The following is a 20,622-nucleotide window of genomic DNA, read 5'->3' on the forward strand; positions in this document are numbered from 1 at the left end:
TGAGGCATGCGCAGATCCAACCGAGGTTTTACCCTGATCGAAATCATGATCGTGATTGCGATCATCGGGATCGTCATCACTATTGGCTACCCGAGCCTCACCGAGTACGTAAAAAAGGGCCGCCGTACTGAAGTGGCCGGGCTGCTTTCCGAGCAGGCACAGATCCTTGAGCGCTTCTATTCGAAGAATAATGTCTACACCAATGCCACCGGTCTGAGCGCCGGCAATGACTTCTATACCATCACCCCGACCCTGACCGATCAGACCTTCCTGCTGACGGCAACACGCAAGGCCGGTTCGTCCATGGCGAACGACAAATGTGGGAATTTCACTCTCACCAACACCGGCGTCAGAAGCATGGTCAATGCCACGTCCGGCCTGACCACTAAGGATTGCTGGGGTCGCTGAGTTTATTTTTCGGGCGCCCTTTGCGCCCTCTGTCTATTGAACGGTTGGATCAGAACATGAGCAGGCAACAGCAAGTGGTGATTGTCGGCGGCGGGGTGATTGGCCTGCTGACGGCGTTCAATCTCGCGTCCGAAGTGCAGAACGTCGTGCTGCTGGACCGCTCGAATGTCGGTCAGGAGTCGTCCTGGGCCGGTGGCGGGATCGTCTCGCCCCTCTACCCGTGGCGTTATAGCCCGGCGGTCACTGCGTTGGCTCATTGGTCCCAGGATTTTTATCCACAGCTGGCGGAGCGTTTGTTCGCCGCCACTGGCGTCGATCCTGAAGTTCACACCACCGGGTTGTATTGGCTGGACCTGGATGACGAAGCCGAAGCGCTCGCCTGGGCCAAACGGGAAAACCGTCCGCTGCGGGCTGTGGATATCTCTGCGGCACACGATGCGGTGCCGGTATTGGGCGCCGGTTTTTCGCGGGCGATTTACATGGCCGATGTGGCCAACGTGCGTAATCCTCGGCTGGTGAAATCCCTCAAGGCCGCTTTGCTGGCGCTGCCGAACGTGACGATTCATGAGCAATGCGAGGTCAGCGGGTTTATCCGTGAAGGCGCTGCGGTGGTCGGGGTACAGACCTCGATAGGGGCCATTCGGGGTGATGAGGTGGTTTTGACGGCGGGGGCCTGGAGTGGGGACTTGCTGAAAAAACTGGGTCTGGAGCTGCCGGTCGAGCCGGTCAAAGGTCAGATGATTCTCTACAAGTGCGCGGCGAATTTCCTTCCGAGCATGGTCCTTGCCAAGGGGCGTTATGCCATTCCTCGGCGTGATGGGCACATTCTGATCGGCAGTACGCTGGAGCATGAAGGCTTCGACAAGACGCCGACCGACACCGCGCTGGAAAGCCTGAAGGCCTCGGCGGTGGAGTTGATTCCGGCGCTGGCGGATGCCGAAGTGGTGGGGCATTGGGCCGGGTTACGGCCGGGGTCGCCGGAAGGGATTCCCTATATTGGCCGGGTGCCGGGGTTTGACGGGCTCTGGCTCAACTGCGGGCATTACCGTAACGGGCTGGTGCTGGCGCCGGCCTCGTGTCAGTTGTTTGCGGATGTGATGCTGGGGCGGTCGCCGATTATCGATCCTGCGCCGTATGCACCGGCTGGGCGGATCTGACCGAGTGATCTTTGTTGTCGGCCGGATTGCCCGCGAAGGGGTCCTCAATCCAAACCCAATTTCTTAAGTCGATAACGCATCGACCGAAACGACAGATTCAATCGCTGAGCCGCAGCCGTGCGGTTCCAGCGGGTTTCTTCCAGGGCCTGGAGGATGAGTTTGCGTTCGACGTTTTCCAGATAGGCTTCCAGATTGTCGATTTGCGTCAGGTCCGGCACACCGCCGTCCGGGTTGCAGTTGCCTTCGGCCAGCCGCAGGTCGCTGGTTTCGATTTGTTTGTTCTCGCACAAGGTGTGTGCCCGTTCGAGCATGTTCTCCAATTCCCGCACGTTCCCTGGAAAACGATAGCTTTTCAGTGCGTCGAGGGCTTGCGGGTGGAGTTTTGCGGCGGGTTGGCCAGTGCCGGTCGCCAGTCGCTTGAGCATATTGTTGGCCAGAAGCTCAATGTCGTCGCGGCGTTCGCGCAAGGGTGGCACCCGCAACTCGATCACATTGAGGCGGTAGTACAAATCCTGGCGAAAGCGTTCGGCGGCGACTTCGGCATTGAGGTCCTTGTGCGTGGCGCAGAGGATGCGCACATCGACCACGGTTTCCTGCTGGCCACCGATGCTGCGCACGGCTTTCTCTTGAATTGCCCGCAAAAGTTTGACCTGCATCGCCAGCGGCAGGTCTGCGACTTCATCGAGGAACAAAGTGCCGCCATGAGCGGCCTGGAACAGCCCGGGTTTGTCTTCGATGGCGCCGCTGAAACTGCCTTTGCGATGGCCGAAAAATTCACTTTCCATTAATTCCGACGGGATAGCCCCGCAGTTCACCGGCACGAACGGTCGGCTGGCGCGTGGGCCTTGCTCGTGGATCAGCCGGGCGACCAATTCTTTGCCGCTGCCGGACTCGCCGCTGATGTACACCGGGGCCTGGCTGCGGGCCAGTTTGTCGATTTGTTTGCGCAGGCTACGCATCGGCAGTGAGTCACCCAGCAGCCGACGGTCGATGGCGCTGCTGGCGCCGCCCGGCGCAGGCAAACTCAGCGCGCTGATGACCAGTTCGCGCAGACGGGTGAGGTCGACCGGTTTGGTCAGAAAATCGAAGGCGCCGGCCTTGAGGGCGTTGATTGCTGTCTCCAGGCTGCCGTAGGCGGTGATCATCGCCACTGGCACTTGCGCATAACGCTGCTGGATGTGCTGTACCAGCGCCAGACCGGTGCCGTCGGGCAGGCGCATGTCGGTCAGGCACAGGTCGAACGTCTCCCGTGCCAGCAGTGCTTGCGCTTCTGCGAGGTTGCGGGCACTGAAGGTGTCGAGTTTCATCCGTCCCAGGGTGATTTCCAGGAGTTCGCGGATATCCGGCTCATCGTCGACGATCAGGATTTTTTGCCGTGGGCTCATGTTCAACTTTGTTTCCGTCCGTGAGCAAAGGTGATGCGAAAGCAGCCGCCGCCTTGGCGTGGTTTGAAGTCTAGGCGGGCTTGATTGCTTTCGCACAGCTCACGGGACAGATAAAGCCCCAGGCCAGTACCCTGGCTGCTGGTGGTGAAGAACGGTTCGAACAAATGCGTGCGCTGGTCCGGCGCCACGCCGGGGCCATCGTCCAGGACTTCAAGGGTCGGCAACTGGCTGTCCGGGTCGACAAACAGTTCGAGCCAGGCCTGCGCCTGATCGTGGTTCAGGGCGCTGTGGCGCCAGGCGTTGCGCAATAGATTGTCGAGAATCTGGGTCAGTTGATTCGGATCCATCAGGGTTTTGAAGTCTCCCGAACCGATGCGCAGGTGAATCTGCTGACGCTCGGTCGTCCCTTCGCGGGTTTCGGCGATGAAGTGCTCCAGCCACGGCCGCAGATCAAGCCGTTGCGGCTCGGTTTGCTGGCGGCGGGACAGTTGCAGGACGTTTTCGATTACCCGATTCATGCGCTGAGAGTGGTCTTGAATAATCTGCGTCAGACGCCGATCCGTGCTGTTCAGTTCCTCGGATTCCTGCAGCAATTGCGCGGCGTGACTGACGGCGCCCAGTGGATTGCGGATCTCATGGGCAATACCGGCGGTCAGGCGACCGAGGGCGGCGAGTTTCAGTTGCTGGGCTTGTTGAGCGATTTGGGCGAGGTCTTCGAGAAAGACCAGCGTCTGGTGGTGCGGGCTTTGGTCCAGGGCTATGAAGCTCGGTTGCAGCTCCAGGCCATTGCTGGCGATTTTCAGGCTTTGCGGGCGCAAAGTCGGATTGTTGAACCACAGTTGGAGCCGCTCGACCAACGGCATCGAATGATCGTCGATCAACTGCCCATCCAGTTTTTCCCGCCCCAGCAAGGTCAGGGCGCTGTGATTGGCCAGTTGTACCCGCCGCTGCTCGTCGAGCACCAGAATGCCTGTGCGCATGCGTTGCAGGATTAGTGCATTGAGGGCTTCGAGGCCGAGTACTTCGCTGGCCCGCTGCTCGGCCAGGGTTTCGCTGACTTCCAGTCGTCGGACCAGACCTTGCACCAGCAATGCTGCGGCAAAACACAGGGCACCGAGGGTGCCGACTTGCAGGTAATCGCTGGCGCTGGCGGGATGGCTGACGCTCAGTAGGAAGCTCAAACCCACGATGCCGAGGGCCCCGACCGCGGCGATCAGCAAGCCAATATGCCCGCGCAGCAGAGTATTGCCGATGGCCACAGACACGATCAACAAGTTGCCAATGGCGCTGGCCACACCCCCCGCCGCGTAGAACAGGCCGCACAGCAGCAAGACATCGACCAGCGTCAGGCTGAACAACTGCGCCGGGCGCCGGGCGTTTCCCAGAAAGACCACCAGCAGGATATTCAGCACCAGGTACGACCAGCTGCCATTGCGCAGCAGGTCGTCATTGGCGAACGTCAGCAACTGGTTGTCCATGTTGCTGGAGATCAACAGCACCAGGGTGATGCCGACGCTTAAGCGGTAGAGGTGATAGAGGCGCAGCAGTCGCAGGGCCTGTTTGTTGCCGGGACTGGACGTCTCAGTGATCACTGGAGTCCGGGCCTTGCTCAAGATGAGCCTGGCTGCAATACCACTGCTGTTCAAGTCTCAGCGCGCGGTCGCGGGGCAGGTGTACGCCGCAATGAGCACAGCGAACCATGGGCGGAGCGTCTTGCTCGCGCGGTGTATTGGCAACCGAAGCCGGGCCCTTGAATTTTCGCCAGAGCCATACCGCAGCAGCAATCAGGGCGATCCAGAACAATAAACGAAGCATGGTGAGCTGCTTTTTGATTAATGAAATGGCAGTTTAGCCAAGGACAGGTCAGGCGCACAGCGCAATGCGCCCAACCCTGAAATCCGGCAACAAAAAAGGCGCCTCGAAAGGCGCCTTCTCGGCACAATCCCCAGCGTCAGTCGAACACGCCGAAAGTCATGTAGCTGAACCACGAGCGGTCGGCGTTGTTGGCTTCGGACTCGTGCTGCTCTTCTTCGATCACATCGCCGTTTTCATCTTTAGGCTTGAGTTCGTTCGGAATAGCGTCCTTGGCATCCTGGAACTGCTTCTGCACGTCCTGGTTGGCGCGGGTTTCGCCCGGCGGCAGTGGCGGACGGGATTCGATCAGGCCCAGGGTGGCCTTGCTCAGCCACGAACGGTTATCGGCTTCATCCCTCGATGGCACAAATTGACCGTCCACCAGGCTTGGGTGATTCGGGTAGTTGAGCTTCAGGGTTTCGAGGCTGGTTGCGGCCAGTTCGTCCAGGTGCAGACGCTGGTAGGCTTCAGTCATCACCGCCAGGCCGTCACCGACCGAAGGAGTTTCCTGGAAGTTTTCCACCACGTAACGACCACGGTTCGCAGCGGCGACATAGGCCTGACGGGTCAGGTAATAGTCGGCAACGTGAATTTCGTAGGAAGCCAGCAGGTTGCGCAGGTAGATCATGCGCTGTTTGGCATCCGGCGAGTAACGGCTGTTCGGGAAGCGGCTGGTCAGCTGGGCGAACTCGTTGTAGGAGTCGCGAGCGGCACCCGGGTCACGCTTGGTCATGTCCAGCGGCAGGAAGCGCGCGAGCAGGCCAACGTCCTGGTCGAAAGAGGTCAGACCCTTGAGGTAGTAGGCGTAATCGACGTTCGGGTGCTGCGGGTGCAGACGAATGAAACGCTCGGCGGCGGACTTCGCAGCCTCAGGCTCGGCATTCTTGTAGTTGGCGTAGATGAGCTCGAGTTGAGCCTGATCGGCGTAGCGACCGAACGGATAACGCGACTCCAGGGCCTTCAGCTTGGCTGTGGCGCTGGTGTAGCTATTGTTGTCCAGATCGTGCTGAGCCTGCTGGTACAGCTCGACTTCGCTCAGGTTTTCGTCTACGACTTCCTTCGATGAGCAAGCAGCGGTCAATGCGAGGATGGCGATCAGCAGCAGGTGTTTCACTTGCATGGCGGCTTGCGTCCCTATGACGGCCGCTGTCTTGGGCGGGGCCGTCCTGTTATGATGAGCGCCCCGTTGAAAAGCCTCGGGGCAAAAGACGCCGTATTTAACCACAAGCGCGCAGCCGAAACCAAAGGCTGTGCCGACGCCTAGTCTGAGCATGTCCGATAAAATTGAACTTCGCGCAGAGGTGCCGTCCGAATTGGGCGGCCAACGCCTCGATCAAGTCGCCGCACAACTATTCGCTGAGCACTCGCGCTCGCGCCTTTCCGCCTGGATCAAAGACGGCCGCCTGACTGTGGATGGGGCGGTTATCCGCCCGCGAGACATCGTTCACGGTGGTGCCGTTCTTGAGCTGACTGCCGAGCAGGAAGCTCAAGGCGAATGGATCGCTCAAGACATCGAGCTGGACATCGTCTATGAAGACGACGACATCCTGGTGATCAACAAGCCTGCGGGCCTGGTGGTGCATCCGGCCGCCGGTCACGCCGATGGCACCTTGCTCAACGCCTTGCTGCACCACGTGCCGGACATCATCAATGTGCCCCGCGCCGGTATCGTGCATCGCCTGGACAAGGACACCACTGGTCTGATGGTGGTGGCCAAGACCATTCAGGCGCAGACACAGCTTGTCACGCAATTGCAGAGCCGCAGCGTAAGCCGGATCTACGAGTGCATCGTGATCGGCGTGGTGACGGCCGGCGGCAAGATCAACGCGCCGATCGGTCGCCATGGCCAGCAACGCCAGCGCATGGCCGTGATGGAAGGTGGCAAGCAAGCCGTCAGCCATTACCGCGTGCTCGAGCGTTTCCGCTCCCACACTCACGTGCGGGTGAAGCTGGAAACCGGTCGTACACACCAGATTCGCGTGCACATGGCGCACATCAACTACCCGTTGGTCGGAGACCCTGCCTATGGCGGTCGTTTCCGTATTCCGCCGGCGGCCAGTGTGACCATGGTCGAATCCTTGAAGAACTTCCCGCGTCAGGCGCTGCATGCGCGGTTCCTGGAGCTGGATCATCCGACCACCGGTAAACGCATGAGCTGGGAATCGCCACTGCCGGACGATTTCGTCTGGTTGCTGACACTGCTCAAGCAAGACCGCGAGGCGTTCATCGGATGAGTGACTGGCTGATTCCCGACTGGCCTGCGCCTGCCGGGGTGAAAGCCTGCGTCACCACCCGTGCGGGCGGCGTCAGTCTGGCGCCGTTCGACAGCCTCAACCTCGGCGATCACGTCGACGACAGCCCCGACGCTGTCGCCGAAAACCGCCGTCGCCTTACCGATCATTTCTCTATTCAACCGGCCTGGTTAAAGCAGGTTCACGGCATTGTTGTGGCCCAAGCGGACCCAAGCCTGGTAGCCACTGCCGACGCCAGCTGGACAGCAACACCCGGTATCGCCTGCACCGCGATGACCGCTGATTGCCTGCCGGCGCTGTTTTGCGACCGCGCCGGCACCCGCGTCGCTGCCGCTCATGCCGGTTGGCGCGGATTGGCGGCGGGTGTGCTGGAAGCGACCCTCGACAGTCTGGCTGTACCGCCTGCAGACGTGCTGGTCTGGCTCGGCCCGGCCATTGGCCCAAAAGCCTTTGAGGTCGGCCCGGAAGTGCGCGAAACCTTCGTCCAGCAATTGCCTGAAGCCGCCAAAGCCTTTGTGCCGAGCCAAAACGCCGGCAAGTTCATGGCCGACATCTATGAGCTGGCGCGTTTACGTCTGGCTGCTCGGGGCGTTACCGCTGTTTATGGCGGTGGTTTCTGCACCGTGACCGATCCTCGCTTCTTCTCTTTCCGCCGCAGCCCACGCACCGGTCGGTTTGCCTCCCTGATCTGGCTTGAACGCTAACGTTCTCTGATCTACATCAACTGTACGACGCTTGAATCTCCCAGAATCGACCGCATCTATAGCGGTATCTGGCAGGTTTCTTCATTCAGGATGTTTATAGGTCCGGCCTGCTCAAAAGGAAGGTGACCCATGCGTATAGACCGTTTAACCAGCAAGTTGCAGTTAGCCTTGTCCGACGCCCAATCCCTGGCCGTCGGCCTCGACCATCCGGCCATTGAGCCGGCGCATTTGATGCAGGCCATGCTTGAACAGCAGGGTGGTTCGATCAAACCTCTGCTGATGCAGGTGGGTTTTGACGTCAACAGCCTGCGTAAAGAGCTGACCAAGGCGCTCGATCAGTTGCCGAAAATCCAGAATCCGACCGGCGATGTGAACATGTCGCAGGATCTGGCGCGCCTGCTCAACCAGGCTGATCGCCTGGCCCAGCAGAAGGGCGACCAATTCATCTCCAGCGAACTGGTGCTGCTCGCCGCGATGGACGAGAACAGCAAGTTAGGCAAATTGTTGCTGGGCCAGGGCGTGAGCAAGAAAGCCCTGGAAAACGCGATCAACAACCTGCGCGGCGGTGAGGCAGTCAATGACGCCAACCACGAAGAATCGCGTCAGGCGCTCGACAAGTACACCATAGACCTGACCAAGCGCGCCGAAGAAGGCAAGCTTGACCCAGTAATCGGTCGCGACGACGAAATTCGCCGGACCATTCAGGTCCTGCAACGCCGCACCAAGAACAACCCGGTGCTGATCGGTGAGCCTGGCGTGGGTAAAACCGCCATCGCCGAAGGATTGGCCCAGCGCATCATCAACGGCGAAGTGCCGGATGGCCTGAGAGGCAAGCGCCTGCTGTCGCTGGACATGGGGGCACTGATTGCCGGGGCCAAATACCGTGGCGAGTTCGAAGAGCGCCTCAAGTCCCTGCTCAACGAACTGTCGAAGCAGGAAGGGCAGATCATTCTGTTCATCGACGAATTGCACACCATGGTCGGCGCCGGCAAGGGTGAAGGCTCGATGGATGCCGGCAACATGCTCAAACCGGCACTGGCTCGCGGTGAGCTGCACTGCGTCGGTGCGACCACGCTTAACGAGTATCGCCAATATATAGAGAAGGATGCGGCCCTCGAGCGGCGCTTCCAGAAAGTCCTGGTGGACGAGCCGAGCGAAGAAGACACCATCGCCATCCTGCGTGGCTTGAAAGAGCGTTACGAAGTTCACCACAAGGTGGCGATCACCGATGGCGCGATTATCGCCGCGGCCAAGCTCAGTCACCGCTACATCACTGACCGTCAGCTGCCGGACAAGGCCATCGACCTGATCGACGAAGCCGCCAGCCGCATCCGCATGGAAATCGACTCCAAGCCCGAAGTGCTGGACCGTCTGGAGCGTCGCCTGATTCAGCTGAAAGTGGAATCCCAGGCGCTGAAGAAAGAAAGCGACGACGCAGCGAAGAAACGTCTGGAAAAACTCCAGGAAGAAATCGTTCGTCACGAGCGTGAATACTCGGACCTCGAAGAAATCTGGAACTCGGAAAAAGCCGAAGTCCAGGGTTCAGCGCAGATCCAGCAGAAAATCGAACAGTCCCGGCAGGAACTGGAAGCCGCACGCCGTAAAGGTGACTTGAACCGCATGGCCGAGCTGCAATACGGGGTGATCCCGGACCTGGAGCGCAGCCTGCAAATGGTCGACCAGCACGGCAAAAGCGAAAACCAGTTACTGCGCAGTAAGGTGACTGAAGAAGAAATCGCTGAAGTCGTGTCGAAGTGGACCGGCATTCCCGTGGCGAAAATGCTCGAAGGCGAGCGCGACAAACTGATGAAGATGGAAAGCCTGTTGCACCAACGTGTGATTGGTCAGGACGAGGCGGTGATCGCCGTCTCCAACGCGGTACGGCGTTCCCGTGCCGGGTTGTCCGACCCGAATCGCCCGAGCGGCTCGTTCATGTTCCTCGGCCCGACCGGTGTCGGTAAAACCGAGCTGTGCAAGGCGCTTGCCGAGTTCCTGTTCGATACCGAAGAGGCGATGGTGCGGATCGACATGTCCGAGTTCATGGAGAAACATTCCGTGGCTCGACTGATCGGCGCGCCACCGGGCTACGTGGGCTATGAAGAGGGCGGTTACCTGACCGAGGCGGTGCGTCGCAAGCCTTATTCGGTGATTCTCCTGGACGAGGTCGAGAAGGCCCACCCGGACGTGTTCAACATCTTGCTGCAGGTGCTGGAGGATGGACGCCTGACCGACAGCCATGGCCGCACGGTGGATTTCAAAAATACTGTAATCGTCATGACCTCCAACCTCGGCTCGGTGCAGATCCAGGAACTGGTGGGTGATCGCGAAGCGCAGCGCGCGGCGGTGATGGATGCGATTTCCACGCACTTCCGGCCGGAGTTCATCAACCGGGTCGACGAAGTGGTGATATTCGAGCCATTGGCTCGGGATCAGATCGCCGGCATTACCGAAATCCAGTTGGGACGCCTGCGTAGTCGCCTGACCGAGCGCGAGCTGAAGCTTGAGCTCAGCCCGGAAGCGATGGATAAGCTGATTGCCGTAGGTTACGACCCGGTGTATGGCGCACGGCCGCTCAAACGGGCGATCCAGCGCTGGATCGAGAACCCGCTGGCACAGCTGATTCTGTCGGGTAGATTCATGCCGGGCGAGACGGCCAAGGGCACCGTGGAAAACGACGAAATCGTTTTTGTCTGAGACTCGACGGCAATGCAATAAAAGGAGGCTTCGCATCGCGAAGCCTTTTTTTCGCCAGGCTGTTGAACTCAAAGGAAAAGGCTTGTAAAGTGCGCCCCGCAGTAAGTCACCCCAAGGGGTTTCTGCTCCCCAAGCAGGAATCTGAAATAAGTTGCAAATCATTAACTTGAAAGCAATTTAGGGGGTTGACAGAGGTGCTTAAGATTGTAGAATAGCGCGCCTCAGACACACGAACGCAGCGATGCGAACGGGTAGAAGAGAACGCAGTAAAGCTTCACTGTTGTAAATTGAAATATGTAGTTCCGTGATAGCTCAGTCGGTAGAGCAAATGACTGTTAATCATTGGGTCCCAGGTTCGAGTCCTGGTCACGGAGCCAATTTCAAGCCGGGGTATAGCGCAGTCCGGTAGCGCGCCTGCTTTGGGAGCAGGATGTCAGGAGTTCGAATCCCCTTACCCCGACCATTTTTGGGTCGTTAGCTCAGTTGGTAGAGCAGTTGGCTTTTAACCAATTGGTCGTAGGTTCGAATCCCACACGACCCACCATTTTTGAAACCAGTTAGCGCTGGAATCGAATCTTAAGATCAGAGGCCAAAAGCGCTGATCGAAGAAGGCGCCTTTCACAGGTGCCTTTTTTTTACCGGGGTATAGCGCAGTCCGGTAGCGCGCCTGCGTTGGGAGCAGGATGTCAGGAGTTCGAATCCCCTTACCCCGACCATTTTTGGGTCGTTAGCTCAGTTGGTAGAGCAGTTGGCTTTTAACCAATTGGTCGTAGGTTCGAATCCCACACGACCCACCATTTTTGAAACCAGTTAGCGCTGGAATCGAATCTTAAGATCAGAGGCCAAAAGCGCTGATCGAAGAAGGCGCCTTTCAAAGGTGCCTTTTTTTTACCGGGGTATAGCGCAGTCCGGTAGCGCGCCTGCTTTGGGAGCAGGATGTCAGGAGTTCGAATCCCCTTACCCCGACCATATTAAAAATCCTCGTATCGAAAGATACGGGGATTTTTTTTGCGTGCTGCAAATGCAAAAAAAAGCCCTGTTTCTCGATGGAGAGGCAGGGCTTGGGCTTTCAGAGGTTTAGCTATTGTCTTTCAGGTGCTCGAACAAGCCCTTCGGCATTTTTTTGCCATTGGCTTCGTAGTTGGTTTTCACGTTATCAAAAGCCTCTTGTTCGTCGATTTGGCCGTCATGGTTGGTGTCGATCTTGTCGAAGTCAGCTTTGGGTGCCACTTTCAGGAATTCCGCACGGGATACCTTGCCGTCGTCATCGGTGTCGGTTTTGGCCATCGAGGCATCGCCGCACTTGCCTTCGCCACATTTGCCTTCAGGCGTCTTCACGACCTGTTCCGCCGAGGCTAGCAGGTAGCCTTGAGTAAGCGGCTGCGAAGCGAAGACAGAACCGGACAACATCATGCCTCCGGCCAGGACAGCGCCGAGCAGGCCAACGGTATTTTTGCTGAGAGTAGTGGTACGGGACATTACAAATCTCCTGGGTTGCACGACGCAACCGCTCGATAAAGGACGCCACGTGAGTGCGGCGATGACCGAAGCAGGCAGTGCCTTGCTCGGGTGTGGCCATTTAGCGGGCGTGGTGTATCGCTACTGTGTCGTGCGAGGGGGGCTTTGTAAGCGAAGGGATGGAATCAGTGGGGAGATACAGTGAGACACAGATCTTCAGGGCGATGAATAAAAAATGTGGGAGCGGGCTTGCTCGCGAAAGCGGTATCACAGACAACATCTATGTTGAATGTACTGGCCCCTTCGCGAGCAAGCCCGCTCCCACAATGGATGTGTGTTAATGCAACTTCAGCCGCGGCTCAGTCCCGCGACCAATCTTGCTACCCAGCATCAACATCGCCGTACGAAACGCGCCATACAGCGCCATCTGGTGCATGCGATACAGTGAAACGTAAAACATCCGCGCCAGCCAGCCTTCAAGCATCACGCTACCGGTGAGGTTGCCCATCAAGTTACCCACAGCCGAAAAACGCGACAGCGAGATCAATGAGCCGTAGTCGGTGTACTTGTACTCCGGCAGGGCTTTGCCTTCGATCCGCAGTTTCAGCGATTTGGCCAGCAATGAAGCTTGCTGGTGCGCAGCCTGGGCGCGCGGCGGCACATTGCGATCAGTGCCCGGTTGCGGGCAGGCCGCGCAGTCACCGAAGGCGAAGATGTTCTCGTCGCGGGTGGTTTGCAGGGTCGGCAACACTTGCAGCTGATTGATGCGGTTGGTTTCCAGGCCATCGATGTCCTTGAGGAAGCCCGGCGCACGAATTCCGGCGGCCCAGACTTTGAGGCTGGCGTTGATCACTTTGCCGTCGGCGGTAATCAAGCTGTCTGCCGTCACTTCGCTGACCGCGGCATTGGTCATCACGTTGACCCCGAGTTTTTCCAGGGTTTTATGCACAGGCCCGCCGATTCGGTCCGGCAGGGCTGGCAGTACCCGTGGTCCGGCTTCGATCAGGGTAATGTGCATGTTTTCCGGTTTGATCCGGTCCAGGCCGTAGGCCGCGAGTTCATGGGCGGCGTTGTGCAGTTCCGCCGCCAGTTCGACGCCGGTGGCGCCAGCACCGACGATGGCCACGCTGATCTGCTGCACCGTGTCGGTTTGCCCGGCGTGGGCGCGCAGGTAGTGGTTGAGCAATTGCTGATGGAAGCGCTCGGCCTGTTTGCGGGTATCGAGGAACAAACAGTGCTGCGCCGCGCCTTGAGTGCCGAAATCGTTGGTGGTGCTGCCGACGGCAATCACCAGCGAGTCGTAAGGCACTTCGCGCGCCGGTACCAGTTCCAGACCGGCTTCGTCATAAGTGGCGGCCAGCTGGATTTTCTTCTGTGCGCGATCGAGCCCGCTCATGCGCCCAAGCTGGAACTCGAAGTGGTTCCATTTTGCCTGGGCAACATAGTTGAGTTCGTCTTCGGAAGAGTTCAGGGAACCTGCCGCCACTTCGTGCAGCAGCGGTTTCCAGATGTGGGTCAGGTTCGCGTCGACCAGCATCACACTGGCCGTGCCGCGCTTGCCCAGAGTTTTACCCAGACGGGTAGCCAACTCCAGACCGCCGGCGCCGCCGCCAACGATGACAATACGATGAGTCATGGGGATATCTCGCAAGGCTAAAAGAAATCGGTGCAGTCAACCGAGCGAGCGCAAGGCAGCTCATAGCGTCAGGTAACTGATAAGGCGGCTCAACAGGCCCAAACCAATGGTCACTGCCAACACCATCACCAGGAGCATCCACGGCCGGAAAGGCCGGCGCTCGACTTGGTGCTGGGAAAGGCGCAGGTACTCTTCGACATGCTTCTGGTCGTCCGGGTTCAGGCGGCTGGTCATATTGGGCCTCGTCAGGGGTAGACGTTGCTGAATGTGTAGAAGCTACAGTGGTTTTACCCAGATTGGACGCAGCATAGCCGCTCTCCGGAACAGGCTCGAGCTCACCCTATCGTCCAGGCGAATGATTCCACTTTGTAACACTCGGACAGTGATTGCGCCATGTCCGCAACCGACTCACAGGCTGATCCCTACGTCGAAGACAATACTGCGACCCAGATTGCCGCGCAGAAAATCCGGGGCATCCGGATGGGCGAATAACACTCGGGCAAAGGTTGGGCCGACCAGCGACAACGAGCGCCAGCCCTGACGCAGGTATTCGGTGGGTGGCGGAAAATGGCTGTTGAGGTCCAGCACTTCGCGCTTGAGGCTGGCGAAGGCGATGATGTCCAGCTCCCCCAGGTCCATGCCGCGCTCTTTGTAGTTGTGGGCTTTTTTGCGCAAGGTCGGCGCCAGTCTCAGCAAAAAATCATTGGCCGGGATGCGCCGGGGCTTGGCCTCGCGGCGCACCAGCTGGCTCAGGGAAAATGCGCTGCGCCGGCGTTGCAACTCATCACGCCATTCGTCATTGAGGCGCCGGCCCTCGTCTAGCACGAAGAACACCTCGAAATTCGCGTCGCGAAACAGCACGTCCGGCGGCTCCCCGGCAGGGGCAAATTCGTCGACCCGATAAGGAATGTTCAGGCCCTGCAGCAGGCGCTGGCAAACCCAACGCTCACGCTCCCATTTGCGGGCATTGGAGAGGAATGTGTTGGCTTGCTCGGCCGCGATGGTCAGCAGGCGTAAATAATCTGAATCATCCATAGGCCCAAGCTTAGCGTTCAAATGTGATCTGAATAATAAGTCTGTCACGATTTCCTCAGACAGAGTCTTACCCGTTTTTTTGGCATGCCTATGAACGTTTACGCTGCTGTAGCTTTTCCATGTTGTGCTTTATGACATCCATCACCGCAGCGGTCATCACCGAGGTAGAGACACCAAACATCAGAATGCCGTTAGCTGCCTCCAATGGGCCAAGCAAACGCCAGCGTGAGGACATGATGATGTCGCCATAGCCCAGCGTGGCGAAGTTGACCGCCGAGTGATACAGCGCGGTGGCGAATTGGTCGAATTCATTGAGCAGCATGAACAGCGTGGCCCAGATGGCGATCTGCACGAAATTACCGAGCATCATCAGCAGCATCACCATCGACAACAACAGGATATTCAGCCATTGCGATTCAGCGGGTTGGGCATGCCTGAAATGCACGTATTGACGCAGGCATATAGTCACGAAAACGGCTTGCATTAGAAGGCAGAACAACATCACGGGAAGGCCGGCCATTAGATTCAACAGCATGGGAATATCCTCTGCCGCTGTGTCAGGTCTGTCCCTGGTTGTCTGGCCCGGGCTCTTGCGCTTGATCCACCCATTCCCAGAACAGCTGATAGCCGACCGCGAGTATCACAGGGCCGATAAACAGGCCGAGGATCCCGCCCGTGACCATGCCGCCCAAGGCACCGATCAGCACCACAGGCATCGGTACATCGACACCACGACCTAGCAGCAACGGTTTGAGGACGTTATCGACCAGGCCCGCAACGAAGACATAGATGGCAAATACAATGGTCGCCGTACTGGCACCTTCGCTCGCGAAAACAAAGGCGATGACCGGCAGGGTAATCAGGCTGGCGGGTAGCTGCATGATGCCAAGAAGCAGCACCGCCAAGGCGAGAAGTCCTGCGCCGGGGACGCCCATGAGCACAAAGCCGATGCCCACCAACAGCATCTGAATGAAGGCGATGCCGACCACCCCCAACGCCACTGCCCGGATGGTGGCGGTGCACAGGTCGGCGATTTTCGGCCCGTTGATCGGACCGCTGAAGCGCGTAACGATTTGCACCGCGCTGCGGTGGCCGCTTTCTCCATACGCTAAAAAAATACCGGCAACAATCAGGGCGACGATGAATAAAAGGAGCCCCATGCTGACACCCGCAAGCTTGCTCAGCAGGGAGAGGCTGACGCCTTTGATCTGGGGTATGAACTTTTGTGCCAGATCGGGCAGGTCAGTGGCAGCTTGCGCCCATAAGTTATAAAGAGGTTCTCCCACCAGTGGCCAACTGGCTACCGTGGCGGACGGTGGCGGAATATGGAAACTGTCGGTTTTGACCATGGTCATGACCCTCTCCACGGATTCCGCAAGCGAGGCTCCCAACAAATAAACAGGCACCATAAGAATACTGATGACGATCAATACGATCAGCGTCGCGGTGATCCCGTCTTTGTTCCCCAGCTTGCCTTTGAACCTGACTTGCAAGGGGTAGAGGGTGATTGCCAGGATCACCGACCACAGCATCAGGTCGAGGAACGGGCTGAATATCTGAAAGCAGAACATCACCAGAACGGCAATCACTCCGGCACGAATCAGTACATCGAGCAGATCCCGGGAAAAAATCTTTTCGAGCATGGGCGTGGGGACCATTGATTACCTCCTGTAGAGAGTGGCAAAGGCATGCGTTCGGTAATGTCCAGCATAGACGGGCCGGCAATCTGCGTGCTGGCCGCGGGTGGCTCCGCTGCCGCTCAGCGATCCTCGTCCTCCCAATCCACCGGATGAATCATCAGATAGCTGTCGACTGCAGTGCCTATTGTTGGAAAGAACGCCGTTTCGCCAAGTCGCGCGAAAAGCCCGAATCGCTTCAGCTTGTCCTTGACCGGATCCTTCATCTCGGCCACGCACAACTTGATGCCCGCCGCGTGCAAGGTTTCGTCCAGCTCCGCCAACATGTCGGCAGAGGTCACGTCCACGCTGGTGACGGGTTCCGCGGCAACGACCAGCCAGCGCACTGGCGTAGGCGATGCAGCCACGGCGTCCAGCACCCGGTCATGGAACAACTCGGCGTTGGCGAAAAACAACGGCGCATCCCAGCGAAACAGTACCAGGCCGGGTACAAGGCGCGCGTCGGGATAGCGCTTGATGTCGTGATAACCCTTGACGCCTTCAGCACGTCCCAGAACGGCAGAATAAGGACGCCAGCCATCCCACAGAAATTCGATGACGGCGATCACGATGGCCAGGCCGATGCCTTCAATCGCCCCCAGCACGGCCACGCCGACGGTGCAGACGATTGACAGCCAGAACTCCCAACGCTGGATTCGATAAATTCGTCGCAGGTCGGTGACCTCAATCAGACCGATGGCGGAGGCGATCACTACCGCAGCCAGTGCGCTGGTGGGTAAATCCTTCAACAGGTCCGGTGCCACCACCAGCAGCAAGGCAACAGCAAGTGCGCCGATGACTCCGGTCAGCTGGGTTTTGGCGCCTGCAGCCTCGGCCACGGGCGTACGTGACGAACTGCTGCTGATTGGAAAACCCTGAAAGAAACCGGCGGCCAGGTTGGCGACGCCGAGCCCCACCATTTCCTGGTTCGGGTCCACATAGGTACGGGTCCGCGCCGCATAGACACGCGAGAGTACGCTGGTATCGGCGAACGAAACCAGGGCAACGGCGCAACCGCCGATCAGGACGGGGACGATATCGGCGCGAGTGATCCAGGGGATGGCGAACGCAGGCAAGCCTTGTGGAAGAGAGCCGAGGACCGACACGCCAGCGCGCGCGGCAAGGTCCAGCACACCCACGGCGACGGTCGCTCCCGCCACGGCGATCAGAATGCCCGGCACGCGCTTGTTGCCCTTGAGCAACAGGATCACCGCCAAAGTAGCTGCGCCGACCATGAAAGCGGTCCAGTTGGTTTTCCCCTCCATGACCGCTGTAGCGATCGCCCACAGGTTTCTCAGCGGGCCGTCGGATTCAATCGAAAAACCGAAAAACTTGGGCAGCTGGCTGATCAATACCGTCAGCGCGATCCCGTTCATGTACCCGTAGCGGATCGGTTTGGAAAGCAGCTCCGTGACAAAACCCAGGCGCGCTATGCCGGCCAGGATGCACACCGCCCCCGACACGATCGCCATCATGCCCGCAAGGGCGATTGCACGATGCGGATCGCCGCCGGACAGTGGCAGGACGACGGCGAGGATGACGGCAGCCAGCGAGGAATCCGGCCCCAGCACCAGAATCCGGCTGGGTCCGAACAGCGCATAAGCGAGCAGCGGAACGATGGTCGCGTAAAGGCCATAGATGCCGGGTACGCCTGATGCCACTGCGTAGGCGATGCCGACCGGGACCAGCATTGTGGTCAGCACCAGTCCGGCCACGAGGTCGTGCCGAAACCAAGCCATTTGGTATTCGCGCAGCGTGCGCAGTCCCGGCAGCCAGCGACTCCAACCGGTTTTATCGTCGGTGGTACCCCTATGGGCAATCCGGCCCGGTTCCGGGACGGGAGGCGAAGCATCCGAATGGCTCATAGGACTGTGGCCTTTTGGTGTACAGCGCAGATCCGTTTGAACGTGCCGGTCAGAATTTTTCCGGAATTCGCCGCAACGGATAATTCGGTTCGCGATAGCCGCCTGATTTCTGCCGCTTGGGCAAAATCACTTTTTCGCGCGGTACATTCTTGTACGGAATGCGGCTGAGCAAATCAGAGATGATGTTGAGGCGGGCCCGCTTCTTGTCGTTCGAGTTGGCCACCAGCCACGGAGCATGTTCGGTATCGGTCGCCTTGAACATGTCGTCACGTGCGCGTGAGTAGTCATACCAGCGGCTGTATGACTTGAGATCCATTGGCGTCAGTTTCCAGGTTTTGCGGCCATCCTTGATCCGCGCCTCGAGCCGGCGGGTCTGCTCCTCTTCGCTGACTTCCAGCCAGTACTTGAACAGCATTACGCCCGAGTCGACCATCATGCGTTCCATGAGAGGGGTCAGGCTCAGGAAACGGGTCGTCTGTTCATCGGTACAAAATCCCATCACCCGCTCGACCCCTGCGCGGTTGTACCAACTGCGATCGAAGATCACCACCTCGCCAGCCGCTGGCATGTGCGACATGTAGCGCTGCATGTACATCTGGCTCTTCTCGCGATCGGTCGGTGCAGGTAGCGCCACCACCCGAAAGACACGCGGGCTCACCCTCTCCGTGAGCGCCTTGATCGTCCCGCCCTTGCCGGCGCCGTCGCGCCCCTCGAAGACGATACAAATCTTGATGCCCTTCTGTTTCACCCATTCCTGCAACTTGACCATTTCGACATGCAGTCGGCGTAACTGCTCAAGATAGTCTTTGTTCGTCAGTTTCAAGGGTTCAGCGGCGTTACTTTTAACCGCGGGTTTCTTCTTGTCCTTTGCCATGACCAAAGCCTCACAAATGCCAGTTGCATTGCTTCGAGCAAACTGGCGTCAGTCGTGGACGGCCCTCTGCTCTTGACGTTTAACGCCTTACCAACCGCGTGAGTCTAGTCCATGGTTCAACCCTCAAGGGTTACTGCACGCTCCTGGAGGCTTTGCACAAAACGGATAGCGATCTGCGCAAAGCGGCTATTGCTCCGTGCCCGGCGACTCTACCCTCGGCTTTACGGGACGTTAGCCGCGTTACCGACGCTCTAAAAACAACAACAAGAGATAGATGCCATGCGCAAGATCAACGTACATGAGGTTATCGACAACGCTCGATTCAACCGCTTTCACTGGATGGTGCTGTTCTGGTGCGCCCTGATCATCATCTTCGACGGATATGATTTGGTGATCTACGGCGTGGTGTTGCCGATGCTGATGAAAGAGTGGGGGCTCAGTCCCCTGCAAGCCGGCGCACTGGGCAGTTATGCCTTGTTCGGGATGATGTTCGGCGCGCTGTTCTTCGGCCCGCTGTCGGACAAGATCGGCCGCAAAAAAGCCATCACGATCTGCGTGATGCTGTTCAGCGGTTTTACCGTGCTCAATGGTTTTGCCCGTAACCCCACCGAGTTTGGCCTCTGCCGGTTCATTGCCGGGCTTGGCATTGGCGGGGTGATGCCCAACGTCGTGGCACTGATGAACGAGTACGCGCCGAAAAAAATCCGCAGCACGCTGGTGGCAATCATGTTCAGCGGCTACTCGGTGGGTGGGATGCTCTCGGCGGGGCTCGGCATCGTGCTGATCCCGAGTTTTGGCTGGCAGTCGGTTTTTTACGTGGCGGTGCTGCCGTTGCTGTTGCTGCCGTTGATCATGTACTTCCTGCCCGAATCGGTGGGTTTCATGCTGCGTCAGGGGCGCAATGAAGAAGCGCGCAACATCCTGGAACGGGTTGATCCGGCTTACGTCGCTCATGCTGGCGATGAGTTGCACATGAGCGAAGTGAAGGGCACTGGCACCCCGGTGTTGCAACTGTTTCGCGAGGGCCGTGCGCTGCGCACGCTGATGCTGTGGCTGGCGTTTTTCTGCTGCTTGCTGATGGTCTACGCGTTGAGTTCCTGGCTGCCGAAACTGATGGCCAACGCCGGTTACAGCCTGGGCTCGAGTCTGTCGTTCCTGCTGGTGCTCAACTTCGGCGCCATTTTTGGTGCGGTCGGTGGCGGTGTACTGGGTGACAAGCTCAATCTGCCGCGAGTGCTGTCGGTGTTCTTCGTCGTTGCTGCGGTATCGATCAGTTTGTTGGGCTTCAACAGCCCGATGCCGGTGTTGTACCTGCTGATCGCCCTGGCCGGTGCCACCACCATCGGTTCGCAGATTCTGCTGTACGCCTGCGCCGCGCAGTTCTACTCCATGACCATTCGCTCCACCGGTTTGGGCTGGGCCTCGGGCATCGGGCGCAACGGCGCCATCGTCGGTCCGCTGCTGGGTGGTGCCTTGCTGGGGATCAGCCTGCCGCTGCAACTGAACTTCATGGCGTTTGCCTTGCCTGGCGCGGTGGCTGCTGTCGCGATGACCGTGTTCGCCATCAGCAGCCGGCGTAGCGCTTCGGGTGTCAGCCAAGCGCTTTCACCGACCGGCGCTTGAG

The 20,622-nt window shown here is 58.8% G+C and carries 18 protein-coding genes, 6 tRNA genes and 1 pseudogene; 12 read left to right on the top strand and 13 right to left on the bottom strand.

What is annotated here, in order from left to right:
* The first annotated feature begins 6 nt into the window (after positions 1–6).
* On the top strand, positions 7–408 hold the full coding sequence (locus IC37_RS07210) for a type IV pilin protein (RefSeq protein WP_030129448.1): 402 nt from the start codon (positions 7–9) through the stop codon (positions 406–408).
* 56 nt (positions 409–464) lie between these two features.
* Positions 465–1,565: a glycine oxidase ThiO gene (gene thiO / locus IC37_RS07215; RefSeq protein WP_030129447.1), complete on the top strand. Its 1,101-nt coding sequence runs from the start codon at positions 465–467 to the stop codon at positions 1,563–1,565.
* A gap of 44 nt (positions 1,566–1,609) precedes the next feature.
* Here thiO and IC37_RS07220 read toward each other — a convergent pair whose 3' ends face one another.
* The 4 genes from IC37_RS07220 to IC37_RS07235 form a co-directional block, all read right to left on the bottom strand.
* Positions 1,610–2,950 carry a sigma-54 dependent transcriptional regulator gene (locus tag IC37_RS07220; RefSeq protein ID WP_030129446.1) on the bottom strand — a complete coding sequence of 447 codons (1,341 nt, stop codon included), beginning with the start codon at positions 2,948–2,950 and terminating at the stop codon, positions 1,610–1,612.
* Positions 2,951–2,952: 2 nt separating this feature from the next.
* Positions 2,953–4,542, bottom strand: coding sequence for a PAS domain-containing sensor histidine kinase (locus IC37_RS07225; RefSeq protein ID WP_030129445.1), 1,590 nt, complete (start codon positions 4,540–4,542; stop codon positions 2,953–2,955).
* Complete coding sequence (locus IC37_RS07230) at positions 4,532–4,765, bottom strand: PP0621 family protein (protein WP_081729316.1); 234 nt, start codon at positions 4,763–4,765, stop codon at positions 4,532–4,534. The genes IC37_RS07225 and IC37_RS07230 overlap by 11 nt, the downstream gene beginning before the upstream one ends.
* Positions 4,766–4,901: 136 nt before the next feature.
* A complete protein-coding gene (locus IC37_RS07235) occupies positions 4,902–5,924 on the bottom strand; it encodes an outer membrane protein assembly factor BamD (protein ID WP_030129443.1) in 1,023 nt (340 codons plus the stop codon).
* 151 nt (positions 5,925–6,075) lie between these two features.
* On the opposite strand from IC37_RS07235, the gene rluD reads away from it, so the two are divergent.
* From rluD to IC37_RS07280, 9 genes are all read left to right on the top strand, one after another.
* A complete protein-coding gene (gene rluD / locus IC37_RS07240) occupies positions 6,076–7,038 on the top strand; it encodes a 23S rRNA pseudouridine(1911/1915/1917) synthase RluD (RefSeq protein ID WP_030129442.1) in 963 nt (320 codons plus the stop codon).
* The gene (gene pgeF, locus IC37_RS07245; protein ID WP_030129441.1) at positions 7,035–7,760 is read left to right on the top strand and encodes a peptidoglycan editing factor PgeF; all 726 of its coding nucleotides are present in this window, start codon (positions 7,035–7,037) and stop codon (positions 7,758–7,760) included. The genes rluD and pgeF overlap by 4 nt, the downstream gene beginning before the upstream one ends.
* Positions 7,761–7,889: 129 nt before the next feature.
* The gene (gene clpB / locus IC37_RS07250; protein ID WP_030129440.1) at positions 7,890–10,454 is read left to right on the top strand and encodes an ATP-dependent chaperone ClpB; all 2,565 of its coding nucleotides are present in this window, start codon (positions 7,890–7,892) and stop codon (positions 10,452–10,454) included.
* A 301-nt stretch (positions 10,455–10,755) separates the two neighbouring features.
* Positions 10,756–10,831 (top strand) — tRNA-Asn (locus IC37_RS07255).
* A 9-nt stretch (positions 10,832–10,840) separates the two neighbouring features.
* Positions 10,841–10,917, top strand: a tRNA-Pro gene (locus tag IC37_RS07260).
* Positions 10,918–10,922: 5 nt separating this feature from the next.
* Positions 10,923–10,998 (top strand) — tRNA-Lys (locus IC37_RS07265).
* A gap of 95 nt (positions 10,999–11,093) precedes the next feature.
* Positions 11,094–11,170: transfer RNA gene (locus IC37_RS07270), tRNA-Pro, on the top strand.
* Positions 11,171–11,175: 5 nt separating this feature from the next.
* Positions 11,176–11,251: transfer RNA gene (locus IC37_RS07275), tRNA-Lys, on the top strand.
* 95 nt (positions 11,252–11,346) lie between these two features.
* Positions 11,347–11,423, top strand: a tRNA-Pro gene (locus IC37_RS07280).
* Positions 11,424–11,531: 108 nt separating this feature from the next.
* On the opposite strand, the gene IC37_RS07285 is transcribed toward IC37_RS07280, so the two are convergent.
* From IC37_RS07285 to ppk2, 9 genes and pseudogenes are all read right to left on the bottom strand, one after another.
* On the bottom strand, positions 11,532–11,933 hold the full coding sequence (locus IC37_RS07285) for a hypothetical protein (protein WP_030130391.1): 402 nt from the start codon (positions 11,931–11,933) through the stop codon (positions 11,532–11,534).
* A 316-nt stretch (positions 11,934–12,249) separates the two neighbouring features.
* Positions 12,250–13,548, bottom strand: a complete 1,299-nt coding sequence (locus IC37_RS07290) for an NAD(P)/FAD-dependent oxidoreductase (RefSeq protein ID WP_030130390.1) — start codon at positions 13,546–13,548, stop codon at positions 12,250–12,252.
* Between the two features lie 60 nt (positions 13,549–13,608).
* A complete protein-coding gene (locus tag IC37_RS07295) occupies positions 13,609–13,782 on the bottom strand; it encodes a DUF3094 domain-containing protein (RefSeq protein WP_033864904.1) in 174 nt (57 codons plus the stop codon).
* 55 nt (positions 13,783–13,837) lie between these two features.
* A pseudogene (locus IC37_RS29020) lies at positions 13,838–13,947 on the bottom strand (MOSC domain-containing protein); the annotation flags it as partial.
* Between the two features lie 9 nt (positions 13,948–13,956).
* Positions 13,957–14,583, bottom strand: coding sequence for a DUF1780 domain-containing protein (locus IC37_RS07300; protein ID WP_030130389.1), 627 nt, complete (start codon positions 14,581–14,583; stop codon positions 13,957–13,959).
* Positions 14,584–14,671: 88 nt separating this feature from the next.
* The gene (locus tag IC37_RS07305; RefSeq protein ID WP_030130388.1) at positions 14,672–15,118 is read right to left on the bottom strand and encodes a potassium channel family protein; all 447 of its coding nucleotides are present in this window, start codon (positions 15,116–15,118) and stop codon (positions 14,672–14,674) included.
* Between the two features lie 22 nt (positions 15,119–15,140).
* Positions 15,141–16,241, bottom strand: coding sequence for an AI-2E family transporter (locus IC37_RS07310; RefSeq protein WP_030130387.1), 1,101 nt, complete (start codon positions 16,239–16,241; stop codon positions 15,141–15,143).
* Between the two features lie 101 nt (positions 16,242–16,342).
* Positions 16,343–18,124, bottom strand: a complete 1,782-nt coding sequence (locus IC37_RS07315) for a SulP family inorganic anion transporter (RefSeq protein WP_030130386.1) — start codon at positions 18,122–18,124, stop codon at positions 16,343–16,345.
* A gap of 49 nt (positions 18,125–18,173) precedes the next feature.
* Positions 18,174–18,998, bottom strand: coding sequence for a polyphosphate kinase 2 (gene ppk2, locus IC37_RS07320; protein WP_030130385.1), 825 nt, complete (start codon positions 18,996–18,998; stop codon positions 18,174–18,176).
* A gap of 279 nt (positions 18,999–19,277) precedes the next feature.
* Between ppk2 and IC37_RS07325 the strand changes: the two genes are divergently transcribed.
* Positions 19,278–20,621, top strand: coding sequence for an aromatic acid/H+ symport family MFS transporter (locus IC37_RS07325; protein ID WP_030130384.1), 1,344 nt, complete (start codon positions 19,278–19,280; stop codon positions 20,619–20,621).
* Position 20,622 lies beyond the last annotated feature (1 nt).

Source organism: Pseudomonas sp. QTF5, from assembly GCF_000512695.2.
Classification (GTDB): Bacteria; Pseudomonadota; Gammaproteobacteria; order Pseudomonadales; family Pseudomonadaceae; genus Aquipseudomonas.

Coding starts and splice junctions, on each gene's coding strand:
- IC37_RS07295 (WP_033864904.1), bottom strand. CDS start 13,782: ATGACCAGCCGCCTGAACCCGGACGACCAGAAGCATGTCGAAGAGTAC.
- thiO (WP_030129447.1), top strand. CDS start 465: ATGAGCAGGCAACAGCAAGTGGTGATTGTCGGCGGCGGGGTGATTGGC.
- IC37_RS07300 (WP_030130389.1), bottom strand. CDS start 14,583: ATGGATGATTCAGATTATTTACGCCTGCTGACCATCGCGGCCGAGCAA.
- IC37_RS07285 (WP_030130391.1), bottom strand. CDS start 11,933: ATGTCCCGTACCACTACTCTCAGCAAAAATACCGTTGGCCTGCTCGGC.
- ppk2 (WP_030130385.1), bottom strand. CDS start 18,998: ATGGCAAAGGACAAGAAGAAACCCGCGGTTAAAAGTAACGCCGCTGAA.
- clpB (WP_030129440.1), top strand. CDS start 7,890: ATGCGTATAGACCGTTTAACCAGCAAGTTGCAGTTAGCCTTGTCCGAC.
- IC37_RS07235 (WP_030129443.1), bottom strand. CDS start 5,924: ATGCAAGTGAAACACCTGCTGCTGATCGCCATCCTCGCATTGACCGCT.
- pgeF (WP_030129441.1), top strand. CDS start 7,035: ATGAGTGACTGGCTGATTCCCGACTGGCCTGCGCCTGCCGGGGTGAAA.
- IC37_RS07325 (WP_030130384.1), top strand. CDS start 19,278: ATGCGCAAGATCAACGTACATGAGGTTATCGACAACGCTCGATTCAAC.
- IC37_RS07210 (WP_030129448.1), top strand. CDS start 7: ATGCGCAGATCCAACCGAGGTTTTACCCTGATCGAAATCATGATCGTG.
- IC37_RS07315 (WP_030130386.1), bottom strand. CDS start 18,124: ATGAGCCATTCGGATGCTTCGCCTCCCGTCCCGGAACCGGGCCGGATT.
- rluD (WP_030129442.1), top strand. CDS start 6,076: ATGTCCGATAAAATTGAACTTCGCGCAGAGGTGCCGTCCGAATTGGGC.
- IC37_RS07305 (WP_030130388.1), bottom strand. CDS start 15,118: ATGCTGTTGAATCTAATGGCCGGCCTTCCCGTGATGTTGTTCTGCCTT.
- IC37_RS07220 (WP_030129446.1), bottom strand. CDS start 2,950: ATGAGCCCACGGCAAAAAATCCTGATCGTCGACGATGAGCCGGATATC.
- IC37_RS07310 (WP_030130387.1), bottom strand. CDS start 16,241: ATGGTCCCCACGCCCATGCTCGAAAAGATTTTTTCCCGGGATCTGCTC.
- IC37_RS07290 (WP_030130390.1), bottom strand. CDS start 13,548: ATGACTCATCGTATTGTCATCGTTGGCGGCGGCGCCGGCGGTCTGGAG.
- IC37_RS07230 (WP_081729316.1), bottom strand. CDS start 4,765: ATGCTTCGTTTATTGTTCTGGATCGCCCTGATTGCTGCTGCGGTATGG.